Source organism: Streptomyces sp. NPDC058646, from assembly GCF_042716875.1.
GTDB lineage: Bacteria > Actinomycetota > Actinomycetes > Streptomycetales > Streptomycetaceae > Streptomyces.
The window spans coordinates 43,329-62,858 of record NZ_JBHXRK010000022.1; the positions used below are offsets into that span (position 1 = coordinate 43,329).

The window sequence follows — 19,530 nt, forward strand, 5'->3', positions numbered from 1 at the left end:
GGGCCCCGGGTTCTGCGCACCCCTTCGCGGAGCGTGTCCGGAGCATTACGCTTGCCCGATCGGCGGCAACGACTGATCGGAGGCCGCATGGCCTGTGACCTGTGGCTGGTCCCCCTTGTCGACGTGCTGTGCCACAGCCCCGACAACCCCTTCGCGGAAGAGATCGCCTCGTACGACAAGGCGCTGGGCCAGGCCGGACTGCCGTCCGTGCCCGTCTTCGCCTACATGCCGGGCCTGAGCGGGGACGTCGCCCCGGTCGCCGGCTTCGACTACGACGCCCTGCATTTCCTGCGGCGGGCGTACCTGCTCCAGATCTGCGGCCTGCCGGTGACCCCGGTGGACGAGCTGGGCGGGGACTACGAGCAGCTGCTGGAGATGTTCGAACCGACGGCCCAGCAGTCCCACCTGGTGTGGCACTACGACCACGCCGGGGCTTACGTCCCGCTGGACTTCCCGGCTCCGCTGGCGAACGAGGAGCTGCTGGCCGGGGGCGGGCCGCTGGGGTCCGCGCAGGGGCTGCTGCGGGAGCTGGCGTTCGTGGCCCCGTCCATCGGGATCGACCCGGGGAACCCGCCGGCCGCCCCGGCGGCGCCGGGCCGGCCGACCTCGCTGGAGGAGCCCGCCGGGCCGGCCCCGTACGACGACAGCCCCTTCGCCCGGGAGCGGCACGTCTGGCTCGGGCTGCACGCGGCCGCGACGCGGAGCCTCGGGCAGGGCTCGATGATCATCTTCAGCTGAATCCGCTGCGCATCGCACGAACCGTACGATCGTCCCCTCCGTACGATCCGTACGATCCGTACGATCCGTACGATCCGTACCGCGCCGGGCCCGCCGGAGGCTACCGAGGCTGCTCCGGCGGGCGCTGGCGGGGCATGTTCGGGCGGGTGCCGGGCGGGAGCGGGAAGCGGGCCGGCGGCACGCCCGCGTCGGCGCGGGTCGCCGAGCCGCCCAGGGACTGCATCACCAACGGCGCGGGCCCGGCGCGGAACTCCACCATCCAGTCCGCGGTCTCCGAACGCACCAGCTCGGTGATGTCCTCCGAGAAGCGTCGCAGCACGGTCAGGCAGCGCTCGGCGGCCTCGCTCGCCGTGCCCTCGGTGGGCCCCAGCACCTCGCGGACGTTCTCCGAGGCCCAGTCGAACTGCAGGGTCTGGAGCCGGCGCTGCACCGCCTGCGCGGTCGCCACGTTCCGCATCCACCCGGAGGTCAGGCCGAAGAACCGGTCGCAGGCGAGCGCCGCCGCGCCGAGCAGCAGCGCGAGGTACCCGTACGCGGCCGCGCCGGGCACCGAGCCGGTCAGTTCCAGCAGGGGCAGCGCGGCGCCCGTGACCGCGCCGGCGGCCGCCGTGGCCCGCAGGACGCGGGCGCCGCGGCGCTTGCGGGCCCGGTCGGACAGGTACCACTCGGCGGTGCGCAGCGCATCGGCCTCGACCCTGCGGTAGAGCTCGTCGAGCCGCTCGGCGGGCTCGCCCCAGTCCCCGAGGGGGAAGGGCCGCCCGGTCAGGTCGCCCGCCGCCATAGGCCCGCCGCCCTCTTCCCGGGGATCCCGGGGTGGCCCCTCGGGCTGCATCTCCGGCTGGCTCACCCGGCGCTCCCTCTGCCTGCGCTGACGTGTGGTGGTGCGCGTGTGCGCAATGGTGCGCATGCTCTTCCTACCTTCGAATGACGTGCGGTGGACGACGAATCCCGGGATTTCCGCCCGCAAGGAGGTCTCCAGCAGGTACGCGCACGCCCCGTCTCTCACTCGAAAGAGTTGGTCCTCACGGCGTAGGGCGCAGCGAGCGGGGAGCACGTAGGCTCGGATTGACCAAGAGCTTCCGAAGGTATGGAGTGAGTGCCCTGTGATTCCCGGTGGTGGCCAGCCCAACATGCAGCAGCTGCTCCAGCAGGCCCAGAAGATGCAGCAGGACCTCGCAGCGGCCCAGGAGGACCTCGCGCGGGCCGAGGTGGAGGGCCAGGCCGGCGGCGGCCTGGTCAAGGCGACCGTCACCGGCTCCGGTGAGCTGCGGGCGCTGGTGATCGACCCGAAGGCCGTGGACCCGGAGGACACCGAGACCCTCGCCGACCTGGTGGTCGCGGCGGTCCAGGCGGCCAACGATAACGCGCAGGCGCTCCAGCAGCAGAAGCTGGGCCCGCTGGCCCAGGGCCTGGGTGGGGGTACCGGGATCCCCGGTCTCCCCTTCTAGTCCGACAGCCCGCCACGACCCGCAGCCCCCCGTCACGACCGATCCGCTCGACCGACCAGAACGAAAGAAGGCAGTCCGTTGTACGAAGGCGTGGTCCAGGACCTGATCGACGAACTGGGCAGGCTGCCCGGCGTCGGGCCCAAGAGCGCGCAGCGGATCGCCTTCCACATCCTGCAGGCCGAGCCCACCGACGTCCGCCGCCTCGCGCACGCGCTGCTCGAGGTGAAGGACAAGGTCCGGTTCTGCGCGGTCTGCGGGAACGTGGCGCAGGAGGAGCGGTGCGGCATCTGCCGCGACCCGCGCCGCGACACGACCGTCATCTGTGTCGTGGAGGAGCCCAAGGACGTCGTGGCCATCGAACGGACCCGCGAGTTCCGGGGCAAGTACCACGTCCTGGGCGGTGCGATCAGCCCGATCGAGGGCGTCGGTCCGGACGACCTGCGCATCCGCGAGCTGCTGGCGCGCCTGGCCGACGGCGAGGTGACCGAGCTGATCCTGGCCACCGACCCGAACCTGGAGGGCGAGGCGACCGCCACCTACCTCGCCCGCATGATCAAGCCCATGGGCCTGAAGGTCACCCGCCTGGCCAGCGGGCTCCCCGTCGGGGGAGATCTGGAGTACGCGGACGAGGTCACGCTCGGGCGGGCCTTTGAAGGAAGGCGACTTCTCGATGTCTGACGCAACGCTGCACGCCCTGGGACAGGACCCGGACGACTTCGCCGCCTCGATCGCGGACCAGATCGAGTCGTTCATCGTCGCGGTCGCCGAGGTGGCCAAGGGCGAGGACCCGGACAGTGCGGTGCCCTTCCTCCTGCTGGAGGTCTCCCAGCTGCTGCTGGCGGGCGGCCGGCTCGGGGCGTACCAGGACGTCCTCCCGGACGAGCGCTACGAGCCGGACCTGGGCCCGGAGCCCGACGTGGACGACCTGCGCGAGCGGTTCGCGGTCATGCTGGAGCCGGTCGACGTCTACTCCGAGGTCTTCGACCCGTACGAGCCGCGCAAGGCCCCGGTCGCCCACCGGATCTCCGACGACCTGGCCGACGTGGTGGCCGACCTGCGGCACGGGCTCATCCACCACCACGCGGGCCGGGTCACGGAGGCGCTGTGGTGGTGGCAGTTCTCGTACTTCACCAACTGGGGCCCGACGGCCTCGGCGACCCTGCGCGCCCTCCAGTCGCTGATCGCCCACGTCCGCCTGGACCAGCCGCTCGCCGCGCTGGACGGTCTGGACACGGACGAGGACCTGACGGAGGAGGATCTGGCCGAGCAGGCCGGGCAGGTGATGGCCGAGGAACTGGGTGGTCTCGGCCGCCGCTGAGGGAACGTACGCTGTGATCTTTTCGTCTCATGATGTGGTACGAAGCGGTCGGATCCCGGCCGCTCGTTAGACTGCACCAGCAATGAGACGGACTGAGCGAGGAGCGCACGTGGGCCTTGTCGTGCAGAAGTACGGAGGCTCCTCCGTAGCCGATGCCGAAGGCATCAAGCGCGTCGCCAAGAGGATCGTGGATGCCAAGAAGAACGGCCACCAGGTGGTCGTCGTGGTTTCCGCGATGGGCGACACGACGGACGAGCTGATCGATCTCGCCGAGCAGGTGTCCCCGATGCCTGCCGGACGCGAATTCGACATGCTGCTGACCGCCGGAGAGCGGATCTCCATGGCCCTGCTGGCCATGGCGATCAAAAACCTGGGCCACGAGGCCCAGTCGTTCACCGGCAGCCAGGCGGGCGTGATCACCGACTCGGTCCACAACAAGGCGCGCATCATCGATGTCACGCCGGGCCGTATCCGCACCGCGCTGGACGAGGGCAACATCGCCATCGTCGCCGGTTTCCAGGGCGTGTCCGCGGACTCCAAGGACATCACCACGCTCGGCCGCGGCGGCTCGGACACGACCGCCGTCGCCCTCGCCGCGGCGCTCGACGCCGAGGTCTGCGAGATCTACACCGACGTCGACGGCGTCTTCACCGCGGACCCCCGCGTCGTGAAGAAGGCGAAGAAGATCGACTGGATCTCCTCCGAGGACATGCTGGAGCTGGCCGCCTCCGGTTCCAAGGTGCTGCTGCACCGCTGTGTCGAGTACGCACGCCGATACAACATTCCGATCCACGTCCGCTCGTCCTTCTCGGGACTGCCGGGCACCTGGGTCAGCAACGAGAATCCGCAAGGGGACGAGCAGGTGGAGCACGCCATCATCTCCGGAGTCGCTCACGACGTCTCCGAAGCCAAGATCACGGTCGTCGGCGTCCCGGACAAGCCGGGTGAGGCCGCGGCGATCTTCCGCGCCATCGCGGACGCCGAGATCAACATCGACATGATCGTGCAGAACGTCTCGGCGGCCTCCACGGGCCTCACCGACATCTCCTTCACCCTCCCCAAGACCGAGGGCCACAAGGCCATCGACGCCCTGGAGAAGGCGAAGGGCCAGATCGGCTTCGACTCCCTGCGCTACGACGACCAGATCGGCAAGATCTCCCTGGTCGGCGCCGGCATGAAGACGAACCCGGGCGTCACCGCCTCGTTCTTCCAGGCGCTGTCCGACGCGGGCGTCAACATCGAGCTGATCTCCACCTCCGAGATCCGCATCTCCGTCGTGACCCGCCAGGACGACGTCAACGAGGCCGTCCGCGCCGTGCACACGGCCTTCGGCCTCGACTCCGACAGCGACGAGGCGGTCGTCTACGGAGGCACCGGACGATGACCGCGTCCCGGTCCTCCGGCCCGGCGCTCGCCGTGGTCGGGGCGACCGGAGCTGTCGGCTCCGTCCTGCTCCAGATCCTGTCCCAGCGCGCGGACGTCTGGGGCGACATACGCCTGATCGCCTCCCCGCGGTCGGCCGGCCGCATGCTGGCCGTCCGCGGGCAGGAGAGCGAGGTGCTCGCCCTCTCGGAGGACGCCTTCGAGGGCATCGGGGCGGGGGACGTCGTGGTCTTCCTGACCCCGGCCGGGGTCTCGGCCCGGTGGGCTCCAGTCGTGACCGCCCGCGGGGCCGTGGTCGTGGACCAGTCCGCCGCCTTCCGGGAGGACCCCGAGGTCCCGCTGGTGGTGCCCGAGGTCAACGGACACGCCGTACGGATCCGGCCGCGCGGCATCGTCGCGGGCCCCGACTGCGTGACCGCGGCGGTGATCGCCGCCCTGGGCGCGCTGCACGCCGAGTACTCCCTGGCCGAGCTGGCCGTCTCCACGTACCAGGCCGCGAGCGCCGCCGGCCGGGCCGGATCCACCTCGCTGCGCCGCCAGCTGTCGGTGGTCGCCGGGACCTCCCTCGGGGAGCAGACCGGAGACGTGCGCCGCGCCGTGGGCGAGGACACCGGTCCCTTCGCGGCCCCGCTGGCCCTCAACGTGGTGCCGTGGTCCGGCGAGCTGCGCGAGGACGGCTGGTCCTCGCACGAGCTGGCCGTACGGGCGCAGACGCGCCGGATCCTCCAGCTGGAGCGGCTCCCGGTGGCGGTGACCTGTGTCCAGGTGCCGGTGGTGACCGGGCATTCGGCGACGGTGCGGGCCCGGTTCGAGCGCGAGGTGGACGCCGCGCACGCCCGGGAGATCCTGGAGGCCGCGCCCGGCGTGGTGCTCGTGGACGACCCCTCCGCCGGGGAGTTCCCGACGCCGGTGGACGCCGCCGGGACGGATCCGGCCTGGGTGGGGCGGGTGCGGGCCTCGCTCGACGACCCCCGCTCGCTGGAGTTCTTCGCGTGCGCCGACAACCTCCGTACGGGCGCCGCCCTGAACGCGACACGGATCGCCGAACTGGTCGCAGGTGAATTTGCGTAATTCGCTTTGTAGGATCGGTTCCGATCCCTTGATCAAGGTGATGGCCCGGATGCCGTCTCGATGGACGGGGCACTCGGGAAGAGCGGGTACGCATGAGGGCGTCGGGGACTGTGCCGGTGAGACGGCCTCGCGCGTACAACCCTGACGGGGGCACGCGTGTCCTACAGGCGTGGCTGAGGCACTCCTCGATATCCCCGTCGTACCGGCACGCACCGGCACCGTCCCGTCGCGCCGGGGATCCCGTACGCCCGGTGGCGGTCTTCCGGTGATCGTTCCCGTCCCGCCCGCCGGGCCCTCCGAGGTGCTGCTACGGTCCTCCGTACCGCCGCGGGGCGGCCGTGTGCCCGCCCCCCGCGAGGGCGGCGGCGCGGACGCGGCGGCAGCCGGCGGGACGGAGCGGGCCGGCGGGAGCGGGGCGGAGGCGGCCGTCGTGGCCGGTACGACCGTCGACCACCTCACCGAGACCTACCAGGCGCACTACCGCTCGCTGCTGGGACTGGCGGCCCTGCTCCTCGACGACACCGCCTCCTGCGAGGACGTGGTCCAGGAGGCGTTCATCCGCGTCCACTCGGCGCGGAGCCGGGTCCGCGACCGCGACAAGACCCTGGCGTACCTGCGCCAGACCGTGGTCAACCTCTCCCGTTCCGCGCTGCGCCGCCGCATCCTCGGCCTCAAACTGCTGTCGAAGCCGATGCCGGACATGGCGAGCGCCGAGGAGGGGGCGTACGACCAGCTGGAGCGCGACGACCTGATCAAGGCGATGCGGGGGCTCCAGCGGCGTCAGCGCGAGGTACTGGTGCTGCGCTACTTCGCGGACATGACCGAGGCCCAGGTCGCCGAGACGCTCGGCATATCGATCGGCTCGGTGAAGGCGTACGGTTCGCGGGGCATTGCCGCGCTGCGGGTGGCGATGGAGGCTGCGCAGTCATGATGGACGACCACACCCCGCCGAACGGGACGCACGAGGAGCAGGAGCTGCGGGGCCTGCTGCACGGAGCCGTGGGGGGCCTGGAGCCCTCGCAGGACGCGCTGGAGCGGCTGCGGTGCGCGGTCCCGGCGCGCCGGACCCTCAAGCGGCAGGCCTACGTGGGCGCCGCGACGGTCGTGCTGCTGGCCGGGGCCGCGATCCCGGTGGCCCTGCGCGCCACGGGCGCCGAGGGCGGGAGCACCGCGCACTCGGCCATGGCGGGCCACGGCGAGCAGCCCCGGGCCGAGGCGGGCGGCGGGGAGTCCGCGCCGCACCGCAGCGGGGCCGGGGCGCAGCCGAGGTCCTCCAGGTCGGCGGGCGCCACCCCGGAGGCGGGCGGCACCACCGGGCAGCCGACGCCCACGGCCGGCGGTTCCCCGTCCGGGGGCACGAGCGCGGGCCCGTCGGGCACCGGAGCCGCAACGGGCCCGGCCGCCGGTTCGGGCCCGATGCCCCCGGTGGCGGCCCCGGGGGTGCCCGGGTGCGGAGCCGAGCAGCTGGGGGTGGTGGGCTCGGCCCGCGCCCCGGAGGCCGACGGCAGGGTGTACGGGAGTTTCAAGGTCACCAACGTCTCGGCGAAGGGCTGTACCGTCACCGGCCCGGACACGGTGCGCGCCGCGGCCCTGGACGGCGCCCCGTCCCAGCAGGGCGCCGGCGTCGCGGTGGTCGGCCACACCGCGGGCGATCCGGCGAGCGGTCTGCTGCCCGACCCGTCGGTGGAGGCGCGGGTGCTGACGCTGGAGCCCAACACGGCGTACGAGGTCCGCTTCGCGTGGGTGCCGCCGGCGGAGCCCTGTCCCGCGCAGAGCGCGGGCGGCGGGGCGGAACCGCCGCAGGACGGGTCGGCAGGCACCTCGGGTGCCGGGGCGGAGGGGACTGCGGCGGCCGTGGAGCCGCAGAGCGCGGCGACGACCCCGGAGCCGGCCGGTGTCGCGGTGTCCCACACACCTCAGACGGGGTCTCCGACCACACAGGCCACGATTCCCGAGGCCTGCGGCGGGACCGTGTACCGCACGGGGGCGATCCCGGTCGACGAGCCGAGGCCGTAGGAGCCGTCCTGCCCTCGGGGCGGGCTCAGGTCAGGCGGCTCAGGAGCGGGGAGCGGCCGCCCCGGCCGTTCCCGCAGCACCTGCCGTGTCCGCCGGAGCCGTGTCCGCCGCGCCGGCCGCTTCGGCCGGGACCAGGCCGGCCTCCGTGTCGCGGATCATCTCGACCTCGCGCCGGTAGAGCCGGAACCACATGAAGAGCACGAAGGCGACGAAGACGAACCATTCGCCGGTGTAGCCGAGGTTCTGGAAGGCCTTCAGGTCCAGCCCGGTGTTGACCGGTGCCTGGGCGGGCACCGGGACCATGCCGTCCGCCGGGGTCTGCACCGTCAGCCAGGCGTCGTACAGGTCGTACGGGACGAGGTTGACCAGCGAGGCCGCCCCGATCACCCCGAGCTGCCCGGCCGGCAGGCCGCCTTCCGCGTGCACGCCCTTGGTGCCGGAGTTCTCCGAGGCCTGGAGGGCCCCCGTGACCTCGACCCGGCCGGCCGGCGCGGCCGGTGCCTTCGCCGGGTCCGCGGTCCCCGGCAGCCAGCCGCGGACCACCGGCACGGCCTTGCCGGAGTCGGTCTTCAGCAGGGTCAGGACGTAGAAGCCGGACGCGCCGTCCAGCCGCCGCTCGGGGACCAGCAGCTGGTCGCCGTACTCCCCGGAGGCGGACGCCAGCCGTCCGGAGGTCTTCTTGTCCACCGGGAGGAGCGAGTCCAGCGGAGCGGCCGCCTCGGCCGCGGGCCGCCCGGCGCTCGCCTCCCGGTGGCTGTCCACGCGGTCCTCGAAACGGCCGAGCTGCCAGGACCCCATGAACAGGCAGAAGGGGACGGCGAGCGCGACGAAGACGTTGATCCCCCACCAGCGCGGGGTCAGGAGAAACCGGTGCACCCCACCACGGTACGGGGGGTGCACCGGACGGTGTCCCGCAGGGTCAGCCGGAGAGCCGCGCGGGCAGGTGCTTCAGCGCGAACTCCAGCTCCATCCGGACCTGCTTGATCCGCTCCTCCACCACCAGCGAGCCGTGCCCGGCGTCGTACCGGTACACCTCGTGCACCGCGCCGCGCGCCGCGAGCCGGTCCACGTAGTTCTCGATCTGCCGGATCGGGCAGCGCGGGTCGTTGACGCCCGCCGCGATGTGCACGGGCGCCGTCACCGCGTCCACGTACGTCAGCGGCGAGGACGCCTCGAAGCGCTCCGGAACCTCCTCCGGGGTACCGCCGAAGAGCGTCCGGTCCAGGGCCTTCAGGGCCTCCATCTCGTCGTGGTAGGCCGCCACGTAGTCCGCGACCGGTACGGCGGCCAGGCCCACGGCCCAGGCGTCCGGCTGGGTCCCGAGGCCCAGCAGCGTCAGGTACCCGCCCCAGGAGCCGCCCGAGAGGACCAGCCGCGCCGGGTCGGCGAGGCCGGAGTCCACCGCCCACTCCCGGACCGCCGCGATGTCCTCCAGCTCGATCAGCCCGACCCGGTGCTTGAGGGCGTCCGTCCAGGCCCGGCCGTAGCCCGTCGAACCGCGGTAGTTGACCCGGACGACCGCGAAGCCGTGGTCCAGCCAGGCCGCCGGGTCCGCCGCGAAGGCGTCGCTGTCGTGCCAGGTCGGCCCGCCGTGGATCTCGAAGACGGTCGGGAAGGGGCCGTCACCGTGGCCGGCCGGCCGCTGCGCGAGCGCGTGGATCCGCCCGCCGGGGCCCTCCACCCACACGTCCTCCACCGGAACCGAGCCGGGCGGGCGGAAGCCGGGCGGGTCCAGGACGGTCCCGCCCGCGGTGGACCGTACCGAGGAGGGCTCGGAGGCCGAGGACCACTGGTACTCCACCGTCCCGTCGGGCCGCGCCGTCGCCCCCGAGACCGTTCCGGGCGGGGTGTCCACGCGGACCAGCTCCCGCCCGGCCAGGTCGTAGCGCCACAGTTCGCTGCGCGCCTCGAAGCCGTGCACGATCAGCAGCGCGGAGCCGTCCGGGTACCACTCGGCGCTGACGTCGCCCGGCAGGTCGACGGCCAGCTCCTCCTGCGCCCCGGTGGCCACGTCCCACACCATCGGCTCCCAGCGGCCCCGGCGCTGGTGGCCGACCAGCAGCCGGGTGTCACCGGCGACGGGCGCGAAGCCCAGGACCGCCAGGCCCAGCTCCTCGGTACCGCCCCGGGTGTCGTCCAGCTCGGCGACCGTGGCGCCGCCGAGGGTCAGCACGCGCAGCGCGGAGTGCATGGCGTCCCCGTGCTCGGTGTGCTCGACGGCGACGAGCGTCCCGTCGCGGGACAGGTCGCCGACGCCCGCAGACTCCCGGTGCCGGTAGATCACGGTCGGTGCGGATCCGTCCGGCCGCACCACGTGGACCGTCGAGCCCTCCTCGTCGGTGGAGCGCCCCACGACCGCCGTCCCGTCCCGGCCGATGGCCAGCCCGGCGGGGTACGAGGGCTCCAGGCCCGGGGTGGCCGGCTCGTCGGGCCCGCCCGCGAAGGGCTGCCGCAGCCAGGTGCCGAACTCGTCGCCGTCCGTGTCGGAGAACCACCAGATCCACTCCCCGTCCGGGGAGAGGGTGCCGTCGGTGGTGCCGTTGGGGCGGTCGGTGGCCTGCCGCTGGGAGCCGGTGGCACGGTCCCAGGCGTAGATCTCGTAGGTGCCGGTCGCGTTGGAGACGAAGAGCGACCGGTCCGGGGCGTCCTGCGCCCACTCGGGCAGCCCGACGCGCGGCGCCCGGAACCGCTTCTCCCACTGGGGCATCTCGGGGGTGTCGCCGGTGCTCACATCGCTGTCGCTGGTCATTCCCCCATTCTTGCCGGACGGACCGGGATGCCGATCGCTCGGGACGCGCGCACAGGGGATCCCGTACCCCCTTCCGTGCTCAGGAGGGAGGGGTCATGGCCGAGAAGGCCCGTACCGGTCACCACCGCCACCAGGACTCCGAGCGCGCGATCGCGAAGAACACGGCGGCCGAGGTGCGCGCCGAGGCAGCGGTCAGGGACGTCCAGCCGGTCTCCGCGAAGGCCAGGGGCATGCAGCAGAAGGCCCAGGCGAAGCGCGGCTGACCGCGGCACCGGACACGCCGTCCGATCCGGGCCGGCCGGCGCCGCACCCCTTACGCTGGACGGCATGCGGATGATCGTCCGGGGCGCCCGGCTGCCGACCGACCAGCACGCCGCCGCCGACGCGCACGGCCTGTCCGACGTCGAGGTCGGGGAGGACGGCCGCATCGCGCGGGTCCTTCCGCACGACGACCAGAAGGAGCCGCCCGCCACCGGCACCCTCATCGAGGCGCACGGCTCCCTCCTCGCGCCGCCCTTCGTCGAGCCGCACATCCACCTGGACACGGCCCTCACCGCCGGTCAGCCGCGGCCCAACGCCTCCGGGACGCTCTGGGAGGGCATCGCCTGCTGGAGCGAGCGCAAGCGGACCCTGACCCGCGAGGACGTGGTCGCGCGGGCCACCGAGGTGCTGCGCTGGCAGGCGGCGCAGGGCGTGCTGCACGTGCGTACGCACTGCGACATCACCGACCCCTCCCTCACGGCGCTCGACGCGCTGCTCGAAGTGCGCGACCGGGTACGGGAGTTCATGACCCTCCAGATCGTGGCCTTCCCGCAGGAGGGCATCGTCTCCTTCCCCGACGGGAAGGCGCTGTTGCGGGAGGCGCTCGTGCGGGGCGCCGACGTCGTCGGCGCGATCCCGCACTTCGAGGACACCCGCGAGGACGGCGTCGCCTCGCTGCACATCGCCTTCGCGCTGGCCGAGGAGTTCGGGCTGCGCGTGGACGCGCACTGCGACGAGATCGACGACGAGCAGTCCCGGTTCGTGGAGGTGCTGGCCACCCTCGCGCTGCGTTCGGGTCTGCGCGGGCGGGCGACGGCCTCCCACACGACGGCCATGGGCTCCTACAACGGCGCGTACAGCTTCAAACTCCAGCGCCTGCTGGCCCGTTCCGGTATCAGCCTGGTGTCCAACCCCTTCGCCAACCTCAACCTGCAGGGACGCTTCGACGCCTACCCCAAGCGGCGCGGTCTGACCCAGGTCAAGGAGATGCTGGCGGCGGGCGTCAACGTGGCCTTCGGCCACGACGACGTGATGGACCCCTGGAACGCCCTCGGCACCGGCAACCCGCTCCAGACCGCACTCGTCGGCCTGTACGCGGCCCAGCTCACCGGCGCCGCCGATCTCCCCACCGCCTTCTCGATGGTGACGGACCGTGCCGCGCGCGTCCTCGGGCTGGACGCCGGCCGGTACGGCATCACCGAGGGCGCCCCCGCCTCCTTCGTCCTGCTGCCCGCGCCGTCGCCCGAGGAGGCGATCCGCCGGCAGGTCCGCCCCCGGTACGTCGTCGCGCACGGCAGCGTCCTCGCGCAGACCCCGCCCGCTGCGACCGTGCTCTCCTGGCCGGGTGAACCCCCGGCGGAGGTCGACTTCACCCCGCGCCCGACCTGACGTCCCCCGACCACGGCGTGGACCCTCGACACCGCCTCCGCCCGGGCGGCGTTGCCCGTCCTCCGCGACCGCGTCGGATAGCGTGCCCGCATGTCGTGGGACGAGGACGGAGCGCCGCACCCGCTCGCACAGCGCCGTACGGGCCGCAGCGAGCAGGAGCCGGACCGGCTGCCCGAGGTCCGGGAGCTGGAGGTGCTCGGCTGGGAGCAGGCGCCCGCGAGCACGCTCTGGGCGTTCCTGCCGTACGTGTGGCCCGTGCGGGACCGGACCTGGATCCCCGACCGCTCCACCCACTGGGCGGTGGAGACCGGCCTCGACGGCGAGGGCCACGTCACCGGCGTGGAGTGCGCCCCGCTCTCCGAGGCCGACGTGGACCTCCTCGACGGCGAGACCGACGCGATCCTCGCCGGCCTGGGCCTCCCGCCGCGCCCCCGGGGGCGGCTGTGGCTGCTCCGCCCGGTCGGGGACCTCCCCACGGTGGAGGCGGTCCTCGGCCACCTCCGCGCGGTCGCGGCCGGACGCGGGGTGGAGGAGCGGCCCTCTCCGGCCTTCCTCGCCCTGGCCCGTGACGAACTCGCCGCCCTGGCAGGCACCCGTACCGAACGCACCGAAGGACCCGGCACATGAACGACCCGGACCGGACCCCCGTCGAGGACACCCGCTTCGGCGGGATAACCGTCCGCCAGGAGGGCCAGGCCCGCATCGAGGTCGACGGCGGGGGGATACCCCGCGTGACCCTCGAACGCGACCCCGCCGCGGAGGCGGACCCGCAGATCGCCATCGGCACCCGCGACCCCGGCCTCCTCACGCTGCGGATCGACGGGCGCGAGGCCCGGCTGACACCGGCGAAGGCCACTCTGACCAGGCGCTCGTACCGGGTGGACGTGGAGTACGAGGGAGCGCGCTACCGCCTCGTCCCGGACTCCGTGCCGAGCAGCCGGCTGACCCGGGACGGCGTGCACCTCGGTGACTTCTCCTGCGACGGCGACGAGATGGTCATCGCCGAATGGAAGGAGGGCGTCGAGGTCGAGCCGGTGGACGCCTCGGTGGGCTACGCCCTGGCCTCGGCCTTCGGCACGGGCGCCCAGCCCCTGTGGATGATGCTCACCGACGCGATCACCGACGCGCTCCCCTAGCAGCCGCCTGCCGCCTGCCGCCTGCCGCCTGCCGCCGTCCTGCCGTCCGGCCGCCCCGTGGCTACGCTGGGCAGGAGGGGGACCTACGGGAGGCGACTTCATGGGCCGACGCCATCACTTCCACATCGACCACGCCGGCCATTCGGTGAGCGCCACCGTCCAGACGGGTCACTCCGCCGTCGTGGAGGTGCTGGTCGACGGGAAGGCGACCGGCCATGCGACGACGCACGACGACCACCCCGTGACCGTCCAGGTGGAGCTGCCCACGGATCCCCCGACCACGGCCTCGGTCCGCGCGACCCCGGGCCCGGGCGTCCCCCGCTGCGTCTTCGAGACCGAGGCCATCGAGCCGCGGGTCATGTCGCCGCGCGCGTACTGACGTCGGGGCCGCACGCATGCGCCGAAGGCGCGTGAACATGGCCGGTGACGGGCAAGGGTCACCATCACCGGGTAGCCCGTACGCGGGCCGGTGGGCCGCCGGTCAGTGGCCGGGGGTGAGTTCCCCGCTCAGCGTGCGGTGGATGCGGGCGCTGTCCTCGTTCAGGCCGGTGATCTCGACGGTCTTGCCGCGCGCGGCGTACTTGGTCTCGACGGCGTCGAGGACGGCGACGGTCGAGGCGTCCCAGATGTGGGCCGCGGAGAGGTCGATGACGACCCTGTCCGGGTCTCCCGCGTAGTCGAAGCGCGTCACCAGCTCGTTGGAGGAGGCGAAGAACAGCTCGCCGGTGACGCAGTACACGACGGCGGTCCCGTCGGGGTCGGTGACCGAGGTGACGTCCGCCAGGCGGGCGACCCGCTTGGCGAAGACGACCATGGCGGTGACCGTGCCCGCGACGACGCCGACGGCCAGGTTGTGGGTCGCCACCACGCACACCACGGTGACGACCATGACGGTGGTCTCCCCGGCGGGCATCCGCCTGAGCGTCCTCGGTGCCAGCGAGTGCCAGTCGAAGGTCGCGAAGCAGACCATCACCATGACCGCCACGAGCGCGGCCATCGGTATCTGCGAGACGAGCGGGCCGCAGACGATGCACAGCACCATCAGGAAGACGCCGGCGAGGAAGGTCGACAGGCGGGTGCGCGCCCCCGAGACCTTCACGTTGATCATCGTCTGGCCGATCATCGCGCAGCCGCCCATGCCGCCGAGGAATCCGGTGACGATGTTGGCGATGCCCTGCCCGACGGATTCGCGGGTCTTGCTGGAGCGGGTGTCGGTGATCTCGTCGACGAGCTTCGCCGTCATCAGCGACTCCATCAGCCCGACGAGGGCCATGGCGAAGGCGTACGGGGCGATCGTCGTCAGCGTGTCCAGGGTGAACGGCACGTCCGGCAGCCCCGGTACGGGCAGGGCCGACGGCAGCGCCCCCTTGTCGCCGACGGTCGGCACCGCGATCCCGGCGGCCACGGTGACCGTGGTCAGGACGGCGATGGAGACCAGCGGCGCCGGGACCGCCTTGGTGATCCTCGGGAAGAGGACCATCAGCGCCAGGCCGGCCGCGAGCAGCGGGTACACCGCCCACGGCACGTCCCGTACCTCGTCCACCTGCGCCATGAAGACCAGGATGGCGAGGGCGTTGACGAAGCCGACCATCACCGAGCGCGGTACGAAGCGCAGCAGCCGGGCCACCCCGAGCGCGCCGAGCAGGATCTGGAAGGCGCCCGCCAGGATGACCGCGGCCACCAGGTAGCCGAAGCCGTGCTCCCGGTTGAGCGGGGCGATGACGAGGGCGACCGCCCCGGTCGCCGCGGAGATCATCGCCGGCCGCCCGCCGACGACGGCGATGGTCACGGCCATGGTGAAGGAGGCGAACAGGCCGATCGCCGGGTCCACGCCCGCGATGACCGAGAAGGAGATGGCCTCGGGGATCAGCGCGAGCGCGACGACGAGCCCGCCGAGCACCTCGGTCCGCAGCACCTTCGGCGAGAGCCACGACGGGCGGCGGGGGAAGCGCAGTCCGGGCGTCGGGGGGAGGGCGGGGGAGGGCATGGCGGAGCGGACCTGTCGTGTCGTGGGTGCGGAGGAGGAGTCTACGGGCTCCCCTCCCGGGGGGTCCGGCCGTCCGGCTCCTGTCCCGGTCCCGGGTCCGGCCGTCCGGTCCCGGGCCGTCCGGCCCGCGCGGCAGGACGCCCTCCGGTGTCCCGGGGAACGCACAGGGCGTGACCCGTGTACGGGTCACGCCCTGGCGCCCTTCGTGCCGATCCGCCCGCCCGGGGACCGTCCGGGGCGGCCGGATCGGCGGATCAGGTGGCCGTGGCGGCCCCGGGGGCCGCCCCCGGCGTCAGGGACGGCTCGTCAGGTAGCCGCCCATGGAGGTGAAGTACTCGGACGCGGGCATCTCCCGGCCGTCCTCGGTGCGTACGCGGGTGATGGCGAGGCCGTGGTTGCGTCCCGTGCGGGCGTCGGCTCCGGCGACGATCACCACTCCCTCGCCCTCCCGGTAGAAGATGCGGCCGGGGGTGCCGCCGTAGCGGCCCTCGGACACGACGGCGGTGAGTATCTCCAGGCGCTTGCCCTTGTGGAAGGCGAAGGCGCTCGGGTACGGGGCGGACTGGGCGCGGATCAGGCGCTCCAGGTCCTCCGCGGGCCAGTTCCAGTCCACGCGGATGTCCTCCTCGGACCGCTTGTGGAAGAAGCTGGCCTGGGAGCGGTCCTGCTGGGTGAACTCGGCCTGCCCGGAGGCGATGAGGTCGAGTGCGCCGATGGTGACCGGGGCGATGAGGTCGACCGTCTTGTGGAAGAGGTCGGTGGTGGTGTCCTTCGGGCCGACGGCGACCGAGCGCTGGAGGACGATGTCGCCGGCGTCGAGCACCTCGTCCATCATGTGCGCGGTGACGCCGACCTCGGACTCGCCGTTGATGAGGGCCCAGATCAGCGGGGAGAACCCGGCGTACTTGGGGAGCAGCGAGTCGTGCACGTTCAGGGTGCCGTGCTTGGGAAGGTTGTAGATGCGCGGCGGGATCCAGGTGCGCCAGTTGTTGGCGACGAGGATGTCCGGGGCGGCCTCCTCCAGGAGCTGGAACAGCTCCTCGTCGTCCGGCCGGTTGCGGATGACGACGGGGACACCGTGCTCCTCGGCCAGGTCCGCGACCGAATCGCTCCAGATCTTCTCGTAGGCGTGCTCGCTCTTGGGGTGCGTGACGACCATCACCACGTCGTGCTCGGAGTCCAGGAGAGCCTGCAGGGTGCGATGGCCCCAGGTCTGATAACCGAACATGACGACCCGCATGGGGTTCCTCCTCAGAAGAGCGAATGACCTGGACAAGTAAAGCAAGCCTTACCTAAGGGTGCAACGGGCCCCATTTCTGGGGCCGGTTGACCAGAAGACCGACGAATTGCCCGGTTTGCCTTGTCGACAGGGTGGCTGGATCAGGTTAGCTTTACCTAAGTTCAGCTCGGCTGCCGGTCACCGGTGTGCCTGGACTTCCGTTTTCCCCCCGCGCCTGGCAGGACTCCTGGCAGGCGGCTGTCCCGCACGATGGGAGTGACATGTCTCAGGGCCTTCCTGGCGACGCACCGCTGATCCACGACCTGATCGGAATCGGCTTCGGGCCGTCCAACGTGGCCATGGCGATCGCGCTCAGCGAGCACAACGCGAGCGTCGGAAGGCAAGAGGCGGTCACCGCTCACTTCTTCGAGAAGCAGCCGCGGTTCGGCTGGCACCGGGGCATGCTCATCGACGACGCGACCATGCAGGTCTCCTTCATGAAGGACCTGGTGACGCTCCGGAACCCGAGCAGTGAGTACACCTTCCTCCGGTTCCTGCAGAGCAAGGGCCGCCTGATCGACTTCGTCAACCACAAGAACCTCTTCCCGCTGCGGGTCGAGTTCCACGAGTACTTCGAGTGGGCGGCCGCGAAGGTCGACGACATGGTCTCGTACGGCCACGAGGTCATAGCCGTGCAGCCCGTCGTGCGGGACGGCGTCGTGGAGTACCTGGACGTGACGGCCCGTTCCGGCGGCGAGGTGGTCACCCACCGCGCCCGCAACCTGGTCATCAGCACGGGCCTGCGCCCGACGATGCCCGAGGGTGCCGAGCGGACCGACCGGGTGTGGCACAACTCCGACCTCCTCGCCAAGGTGGAGGGTCTGGAGGGCACCGACCCCTCCCGCTTCATCGTCGTCGGCGCCGGACAGAGCGCCGCCGAGAACGTCGCCTACCTGCACCGGCGTTTCCCCCGCGCCGAGGTCTGCGCCGTCTTCTCCCGCTACGGCTACAGCCCCGCGGACGACAGCAGCTTCGCCAACCGCATCTTCGACCCGCAGGCCGTCGACGAGTACTACACGGCCCCGGACGACATCAAGCGCAAGCTGATGGACTACCACGGGAACACCAACTACTCCGTGGTGGACATCGACCTCATCGACGACCTGTACCGCCAGGCGTACCAGGAGAAGGTCCTCGGCACCGAGCGCCTGCGCTTCCTGAACGTCTCGCGCCTCATGGGTGTCGAGGAGACCGCCGACGGCGTCACGGCGACGATCAAGTCCCTGGTCACCGGTGAAGAAACGCCGCTGGAGGCCGACGTCGTCGTCTGCGCCACCGGCTACCGGCAGGCCGACGCCCTCGGTCTCCTCGGCGAGGTGGCCGACCGCTGCCTCCGCGACGAGCAGGGGCGCGTGCGCGTCGAGCGCGACTACCGCATCGCGACCGATGCCGCACTGCGCTGCGGCATCTACATGCAGGGCGGCACCGAGCACACCCACGGCATCACGTCCTCCCTGCTCTCCAACACCGCGATCCGGGTCGGCGAGATCCTGGACTCCATCCTCGACCGCGCCCTGAAGTCCGCACCGGACGAGGTCCGCCCGGTCGCCGGCGGAGTCCCGTCCGCCCACTGAGTCCCCCGCTCAGGGACCCGCGATCCGTCCAGCCCCATGTCGCCCGGCCGCCAGGCAGTCCCGCCCTGCCCCGGCTGCCCGGGTGCGCAACGTGAAACCCCCGTGAAAGGAACAACCGTGTTCACTGGTACGCGCTCCGCGCTGACCCGCTTCGGCAGAACCGTCCCCCGCGTGGCCGTCGCAGCCGCCGCCGCCCTCGCCCTCGCCGCCTGCGGCGGCGGTGCGGACAAGAAGGACGACGCCGCCCCCTCGGGCGACACCGGCAGCACCAAGTCGGCAGCCTTCCCGGTCACCGTCGACCACAAGTACGGCAGCACCACGATCGACGCGGAGCCCAAGCGGGTCGTCACGCTCGGCCTGTCCGACCAGGACGCCGTGCTCGCCCTCGGCATCAAGCCCGTCGGCGCGGTGGACTGGTTCAAGGAGACGCCGTACGGCAAGTGGCCGTGGTCGAAGGACAAGTGGGGCACCACCACGCCGGAGATCGTCGGTGAGCGCGACGAGTACAACATCGAGAAGATCGCGGCGCTGAAGCCCGACCTCGTCATCGCCCAGTACTCGGGGATGAAGAAGGAGCAGTACGACACGCTCTCGAAGTTCACCAAGGTCGTCGCCCAGCCCAAGGACCTGCCCGACTACGGCGCCTCCTGGCAGGTGATGACCCGGCAGATCGGCAAGTCCCTCGGCAAGGACACCGAGACCGAGAAGCTGATCTCGGACATCGACGCCCGCTTCAAGGCCGTCCGTGAGAAGCACCCCGAGTTCTCCCAGAAGACCCTCGCCGTCGCCGACAGCTTCGAGGCCGGAAAGTACTCGGCCTTCACGAAGATCGACCCCAAGGCGATCTTCTTCTCCGAGCTCGGCTTCAAGCTGAAGCCCGAGATCGACACCCTGGCGAAGCCGGGCTTCAACGTCGCCGAGCTGAGCGCCGAGAAGCTCGACGTCCTCGACGTCGACCGCCTGGTGTGGGTCACCTCCAGCACCGAGGCCAACGACCGCATCAAGGCCGAGGCGCTCTACAGCAAGCTGAAGGTCCACCAGGAGAAGCGCGACCTGTTCGTGCCCTACCAGAACCCGGACATCGGCGCCGCGTTCTCCTTCAACACGGTCCTGTCGATCCCGTACGCCATCGACCAGGTCGAGCCGCTGATCTCGGCCGTCAAGTAACCGCCGGTCCTCCG

Annotated in this window: 20 protein-coding genes; 15 read left to right on the forward strand and 5 right to left on the reverse strand. The window is 72.1% G+C overall.

Features of this window, described 5'->3' with window-relative positions:
* The first annotated feature begins 87 nt into the window (after positions 1-87).
* A complete protein-coding gene (locus ACFWUZ_RS25250; RefSeq protein WP_384377118.1) occupies positions 88-738 on the forward strand; it encodes a hypothetical protein in 651 nt (216 codons plus the stop codon).
* 100 nt (positions 739-838) lie between these two features.
* Here ACFWUZ_RS25250 and ACFWUZ_RS25255 read toward each other — a convergent pair whose 3' ends face one another.
* Positions 839-1,585 carry an SLATT domain-containing protein gene (locus ACFWUZ_RS25255; protein WP_384377121.1) on the reverse strand — a complete coding sequence of 249 codons (747 nt, stop codon included), beginning with the start codon at positions 1,583-1,585 and terminating at the stop codon, positions 839-841.
* A gap of 256 nt (positions 1,586-1,841) precedes the next feature.
* Between ACFWUZ_RS25255 and ACFWUZ_RS25260 the strand changes: the two genes are divergently transcribed.
* The 7 genes from ACFWUZ_RS25260 to ACFWUZ_RS25290 all read left to right on the forward strand — a co-directional run bounded on the left by ACFWUZ_RS25260 (position 1,842) and on the right by ACFWUZ_RS25290 (position 7,974).
* Positions 1,842-2,186, forward strand: a complete 345-nt coding sequence (locus ACFWUZ_RS25260; RefSeq protein ID WP_384377124.1) for a YbaB/EbfC family nucleoid-associated protein — start codon at positions 1,842-1,844, stop codon at positions 2,184-2,186.
* A gap of 78 nt (positions 2,187-2,264) precedes the next feature.
* Complete coding sequence (gene recR, locus ACFWUZ_RS25265) at positions 2,265-2,864, forward strand: recombination mediator RecR (protein WP_030010802.1); 600 nt, start codon at positions 2,265-2,267, stop codon at positions 2,862-2,864.
* Positions 2,857-3,504: a DUF5063 domain-containing protein gene (locus ACFWUZ_RS25270; protein ID WP_384377128.1), complete on the forward strand. Its 648-nt coding sequence runs from the start codon at positions 2,857-2,859 to the stop codon at positions 3,502-3,504. Before recR ends, ACFWUZ_RS25270 begins: the two co-directional genes overlap by 8 nt.
* 109 nt (positions 3,505-3,613) lie before the next feature.
* On the forward strand, positions 3,614-4,888 hold the full coding sequence (locus tag ACFWUZ_RS25275; RefSeq protein ID WP_030709298.1) for an aspartate kinase: 1,275 nt from the start codon (positions 3,614-3,616) through the stop codon (positions 4,886-4,888).
* The gene (locus tag ACFWUZ_RS25280) at positions 4,885-5,958 is read left to right on the forward strand and encodes an aspartate-semialdehyde dehydrogenase (protein ID WP_384377132.1); all 1,074 of its coding nucleotides are present in this window, start codon (positions 4,885-4,887) and stop codon (positions 5,956-5,958) included. The genes ACFWUZ_RS25275 and ACFWUZ_RS25280 overlap by 4 nt, the downstream gene beginning before the upstream one ends.
* A 169-nt stretch (positions 5,959-6,127) precedes the next feature.
* On the forward strand, positions 6,128-6,889 hold the full coding sequence (locus tag ACFWUZ_RS25285) for a SigE family RNA polymerase sigma factor (RefSeq protein WP_384377135.1): 762 nt from the start codon (positions 6,128-6,130) through the stop codon (positions 6,887-6,889).
* Positions 6,886-7,974, forward strand: coding sequence for a hypothetical protein (locus ACFWUZ_RS25290; protein WP_384377138.1), 1,089 nt, complete (start codon positions 6,886-6,888; stop codon positions 7,972-7,974). Before ACFWUZ_RS25285 ends, ACFWUZ_RS25290 begins: the two co-directional genes overlap by 4 nt.
* Before the next feature lie 39 nt (positions 7,975-8,013).
* Here ACFWUZ_RS25290 and ACFWUZ_RS25295 read toward each other — a convergent pair whose 3' ends face one another.
* Both ACFWUZ_RS25295 and ACFWUZ_RS25300 read right to left on the reverse strand, forming a co-directional pair.
* Entirely contained in the window at positions 8,014-8,850 is an 837-nt protein-coding gene (locus tag ACFWUZ_RS25295) for an SURF1 family protein (protein WP_384377141.1), read from the reverse strand.
* Positions 8,851-8,893: 43 nt separating this feature from the next.
* Complete coding sequence (locus tag ACFWUZ_RS25300; protein WP_384377144.1) at positions 8,894-10,723, reverse strand: S9 family peptidase; 1,830 nt, start codon at positions 10,721-10,723, stop codon at positions 8,894-8,896.
* 95 nt (positions 10,724-10,818) lie between these two features.
* On the opposite strand from ACFWUZ_RS25300, the gene ACFWUZ_RS25305 reads away from it, so the two are divergent.
* The 5 genes from ACFWUZ_RS25305 to ACFWUZ_RS25325 all read left to right on the forward strand — a co-directional run bounded on the left by ACFWUZ_RS25305 (position 10,819) and on the right by ACFWUZ_RS25325 (position 13,888).
* Positions 10,819-10,986 (forward strand): hypothetical protein, encoded by a 168-nt coding sequence (locus ACFWUZ_RS25305; protein ID WP_384377147.1) that lies wholly within the window; start codon positions 10,819-10,821, stop codon positions 10,984-10,986.
* A 64-nt stretch (positions 10,987-11,050) separates the two neighbouring features.
* Positions 11,051-12,373: a cytosine deaminase gene (gene codA, locus ACFWUZ_RS25310; RefSeq protein ID WP_384377150.1), complete on the forward strand. Its 1,323-nt coding sequence runs from the start codon at positions 11,051-11,053 to the stop codon at positions 12,371-12,373.
* A gap of 90 nt (positions 12,374-12,463) precedes the next feature.
* Positions 12,464-13,000 carry a DUF5956 family protein gene (locus ACFWUZ_RS25315; RefSeq protein WP_384377153.1) on the forward strand — a complete coding sequence of 179 codons (537 nt, stop codon included), beginning with the start codon at positions 12,464-12,466 and terminating at the stop codon, positions 12,998-13,000.
* The gene (locus tag ACFWUZ_RS25320; protein ID WP_384377156.1) at positions 12,997-13,509 is read left to right on the forward strand and encodes a hypothetical protein; all 513 of its coding nucleotides are present in this window, start codon (positions 12,997-12,999) and stop codon (positions 13,507-13,509) included. Before ACFWUZ_RS25315 ends, ACFWUZ_RS25320 begins: the two co-directional genes overlap by 4 nt.
* 100 nt (positions 13,510-13,609) lie before the next feature.
* Positions 13,610-13,888 carry a hypothetical protein gene (locus tag ACFWUZ_RS25325; RefSeq protein ID WP_384377158.1) on the forward strand — a complete coding sequence of 93 codons (279 nt, stop codon included), beginning with the start codon at positions 13,610-13,612 and terminating at the stop codon, positions 13,886-13,888.
* Positions 13,889-13,990: 102 nt separating this feature from the next.
* Here ACFWUZ_RS25325 and ACFWUZ_RS25330 read toward each other — a convergent pair whose 3' ends face one another.
* Both ACFWUZ_RS25330 and ACFWUZ_RS25335 read right to left on the reverse strand, forming a co-directional pair.
* The gene (locus ACFWUZ_RS25330) at positions 13,991-15,496 is read right to left on the reverse strand and encodes a SulP family inorganic anion transporter (protein WP_384377161.1); all 1,506 of its coding nucleotides are present in this window, start codon (positions 15,494-15,496) and stop codon (positions 13,991-13,993) included.
* Between the two features lie 292 nt (positions 15,497-15,788).
* Positions 15,789-16,736, reverse strand: a complete 948-nt coding sequence (locus ACFWUZ_RS25335; protein WP_384377164.1) for a methionyl-tRNA formyltransferase — start codon at positions 16,734-16,736, stop codon at positions 15,789-15,791.
* Between the two features lie 260 nt (positions 16,737-16,996).
* Between ACFWUZ_RS25335 and ACFWUZ_RS25340 the strand changes: the two genes are divergently transcribed.
* Positions 16,997-18,349, forward strand: a complete 1,353-nt coding sequence (locus ACFWUZ_RS25340; RefSeq protein ID WP_384377167.1) for a lysine N(6)-hydroxylase/L-ornithine N(5)-oxygenase family protein — start codon at positions 16,997-16,999, stop codon at positions 18,347-18,349.
* A 117-nt stretch (positions 18,350-18,466) separates the two neighbouring features.
* Positions 18,467-19,516 (forward strand): iron-siderophore ABC transporter substrate-binding protein, encoded by a 1,050-nt coding sequence (locus tag ACFWUZ_RS25345; protein ID WP_384377170.1) that lies wholly within the window; start codon positions 18,467-18,469, stop codon positions 19,514-19,516.
* Positions 19,517-19,530 lie beyond the last annotated feature (14 nt).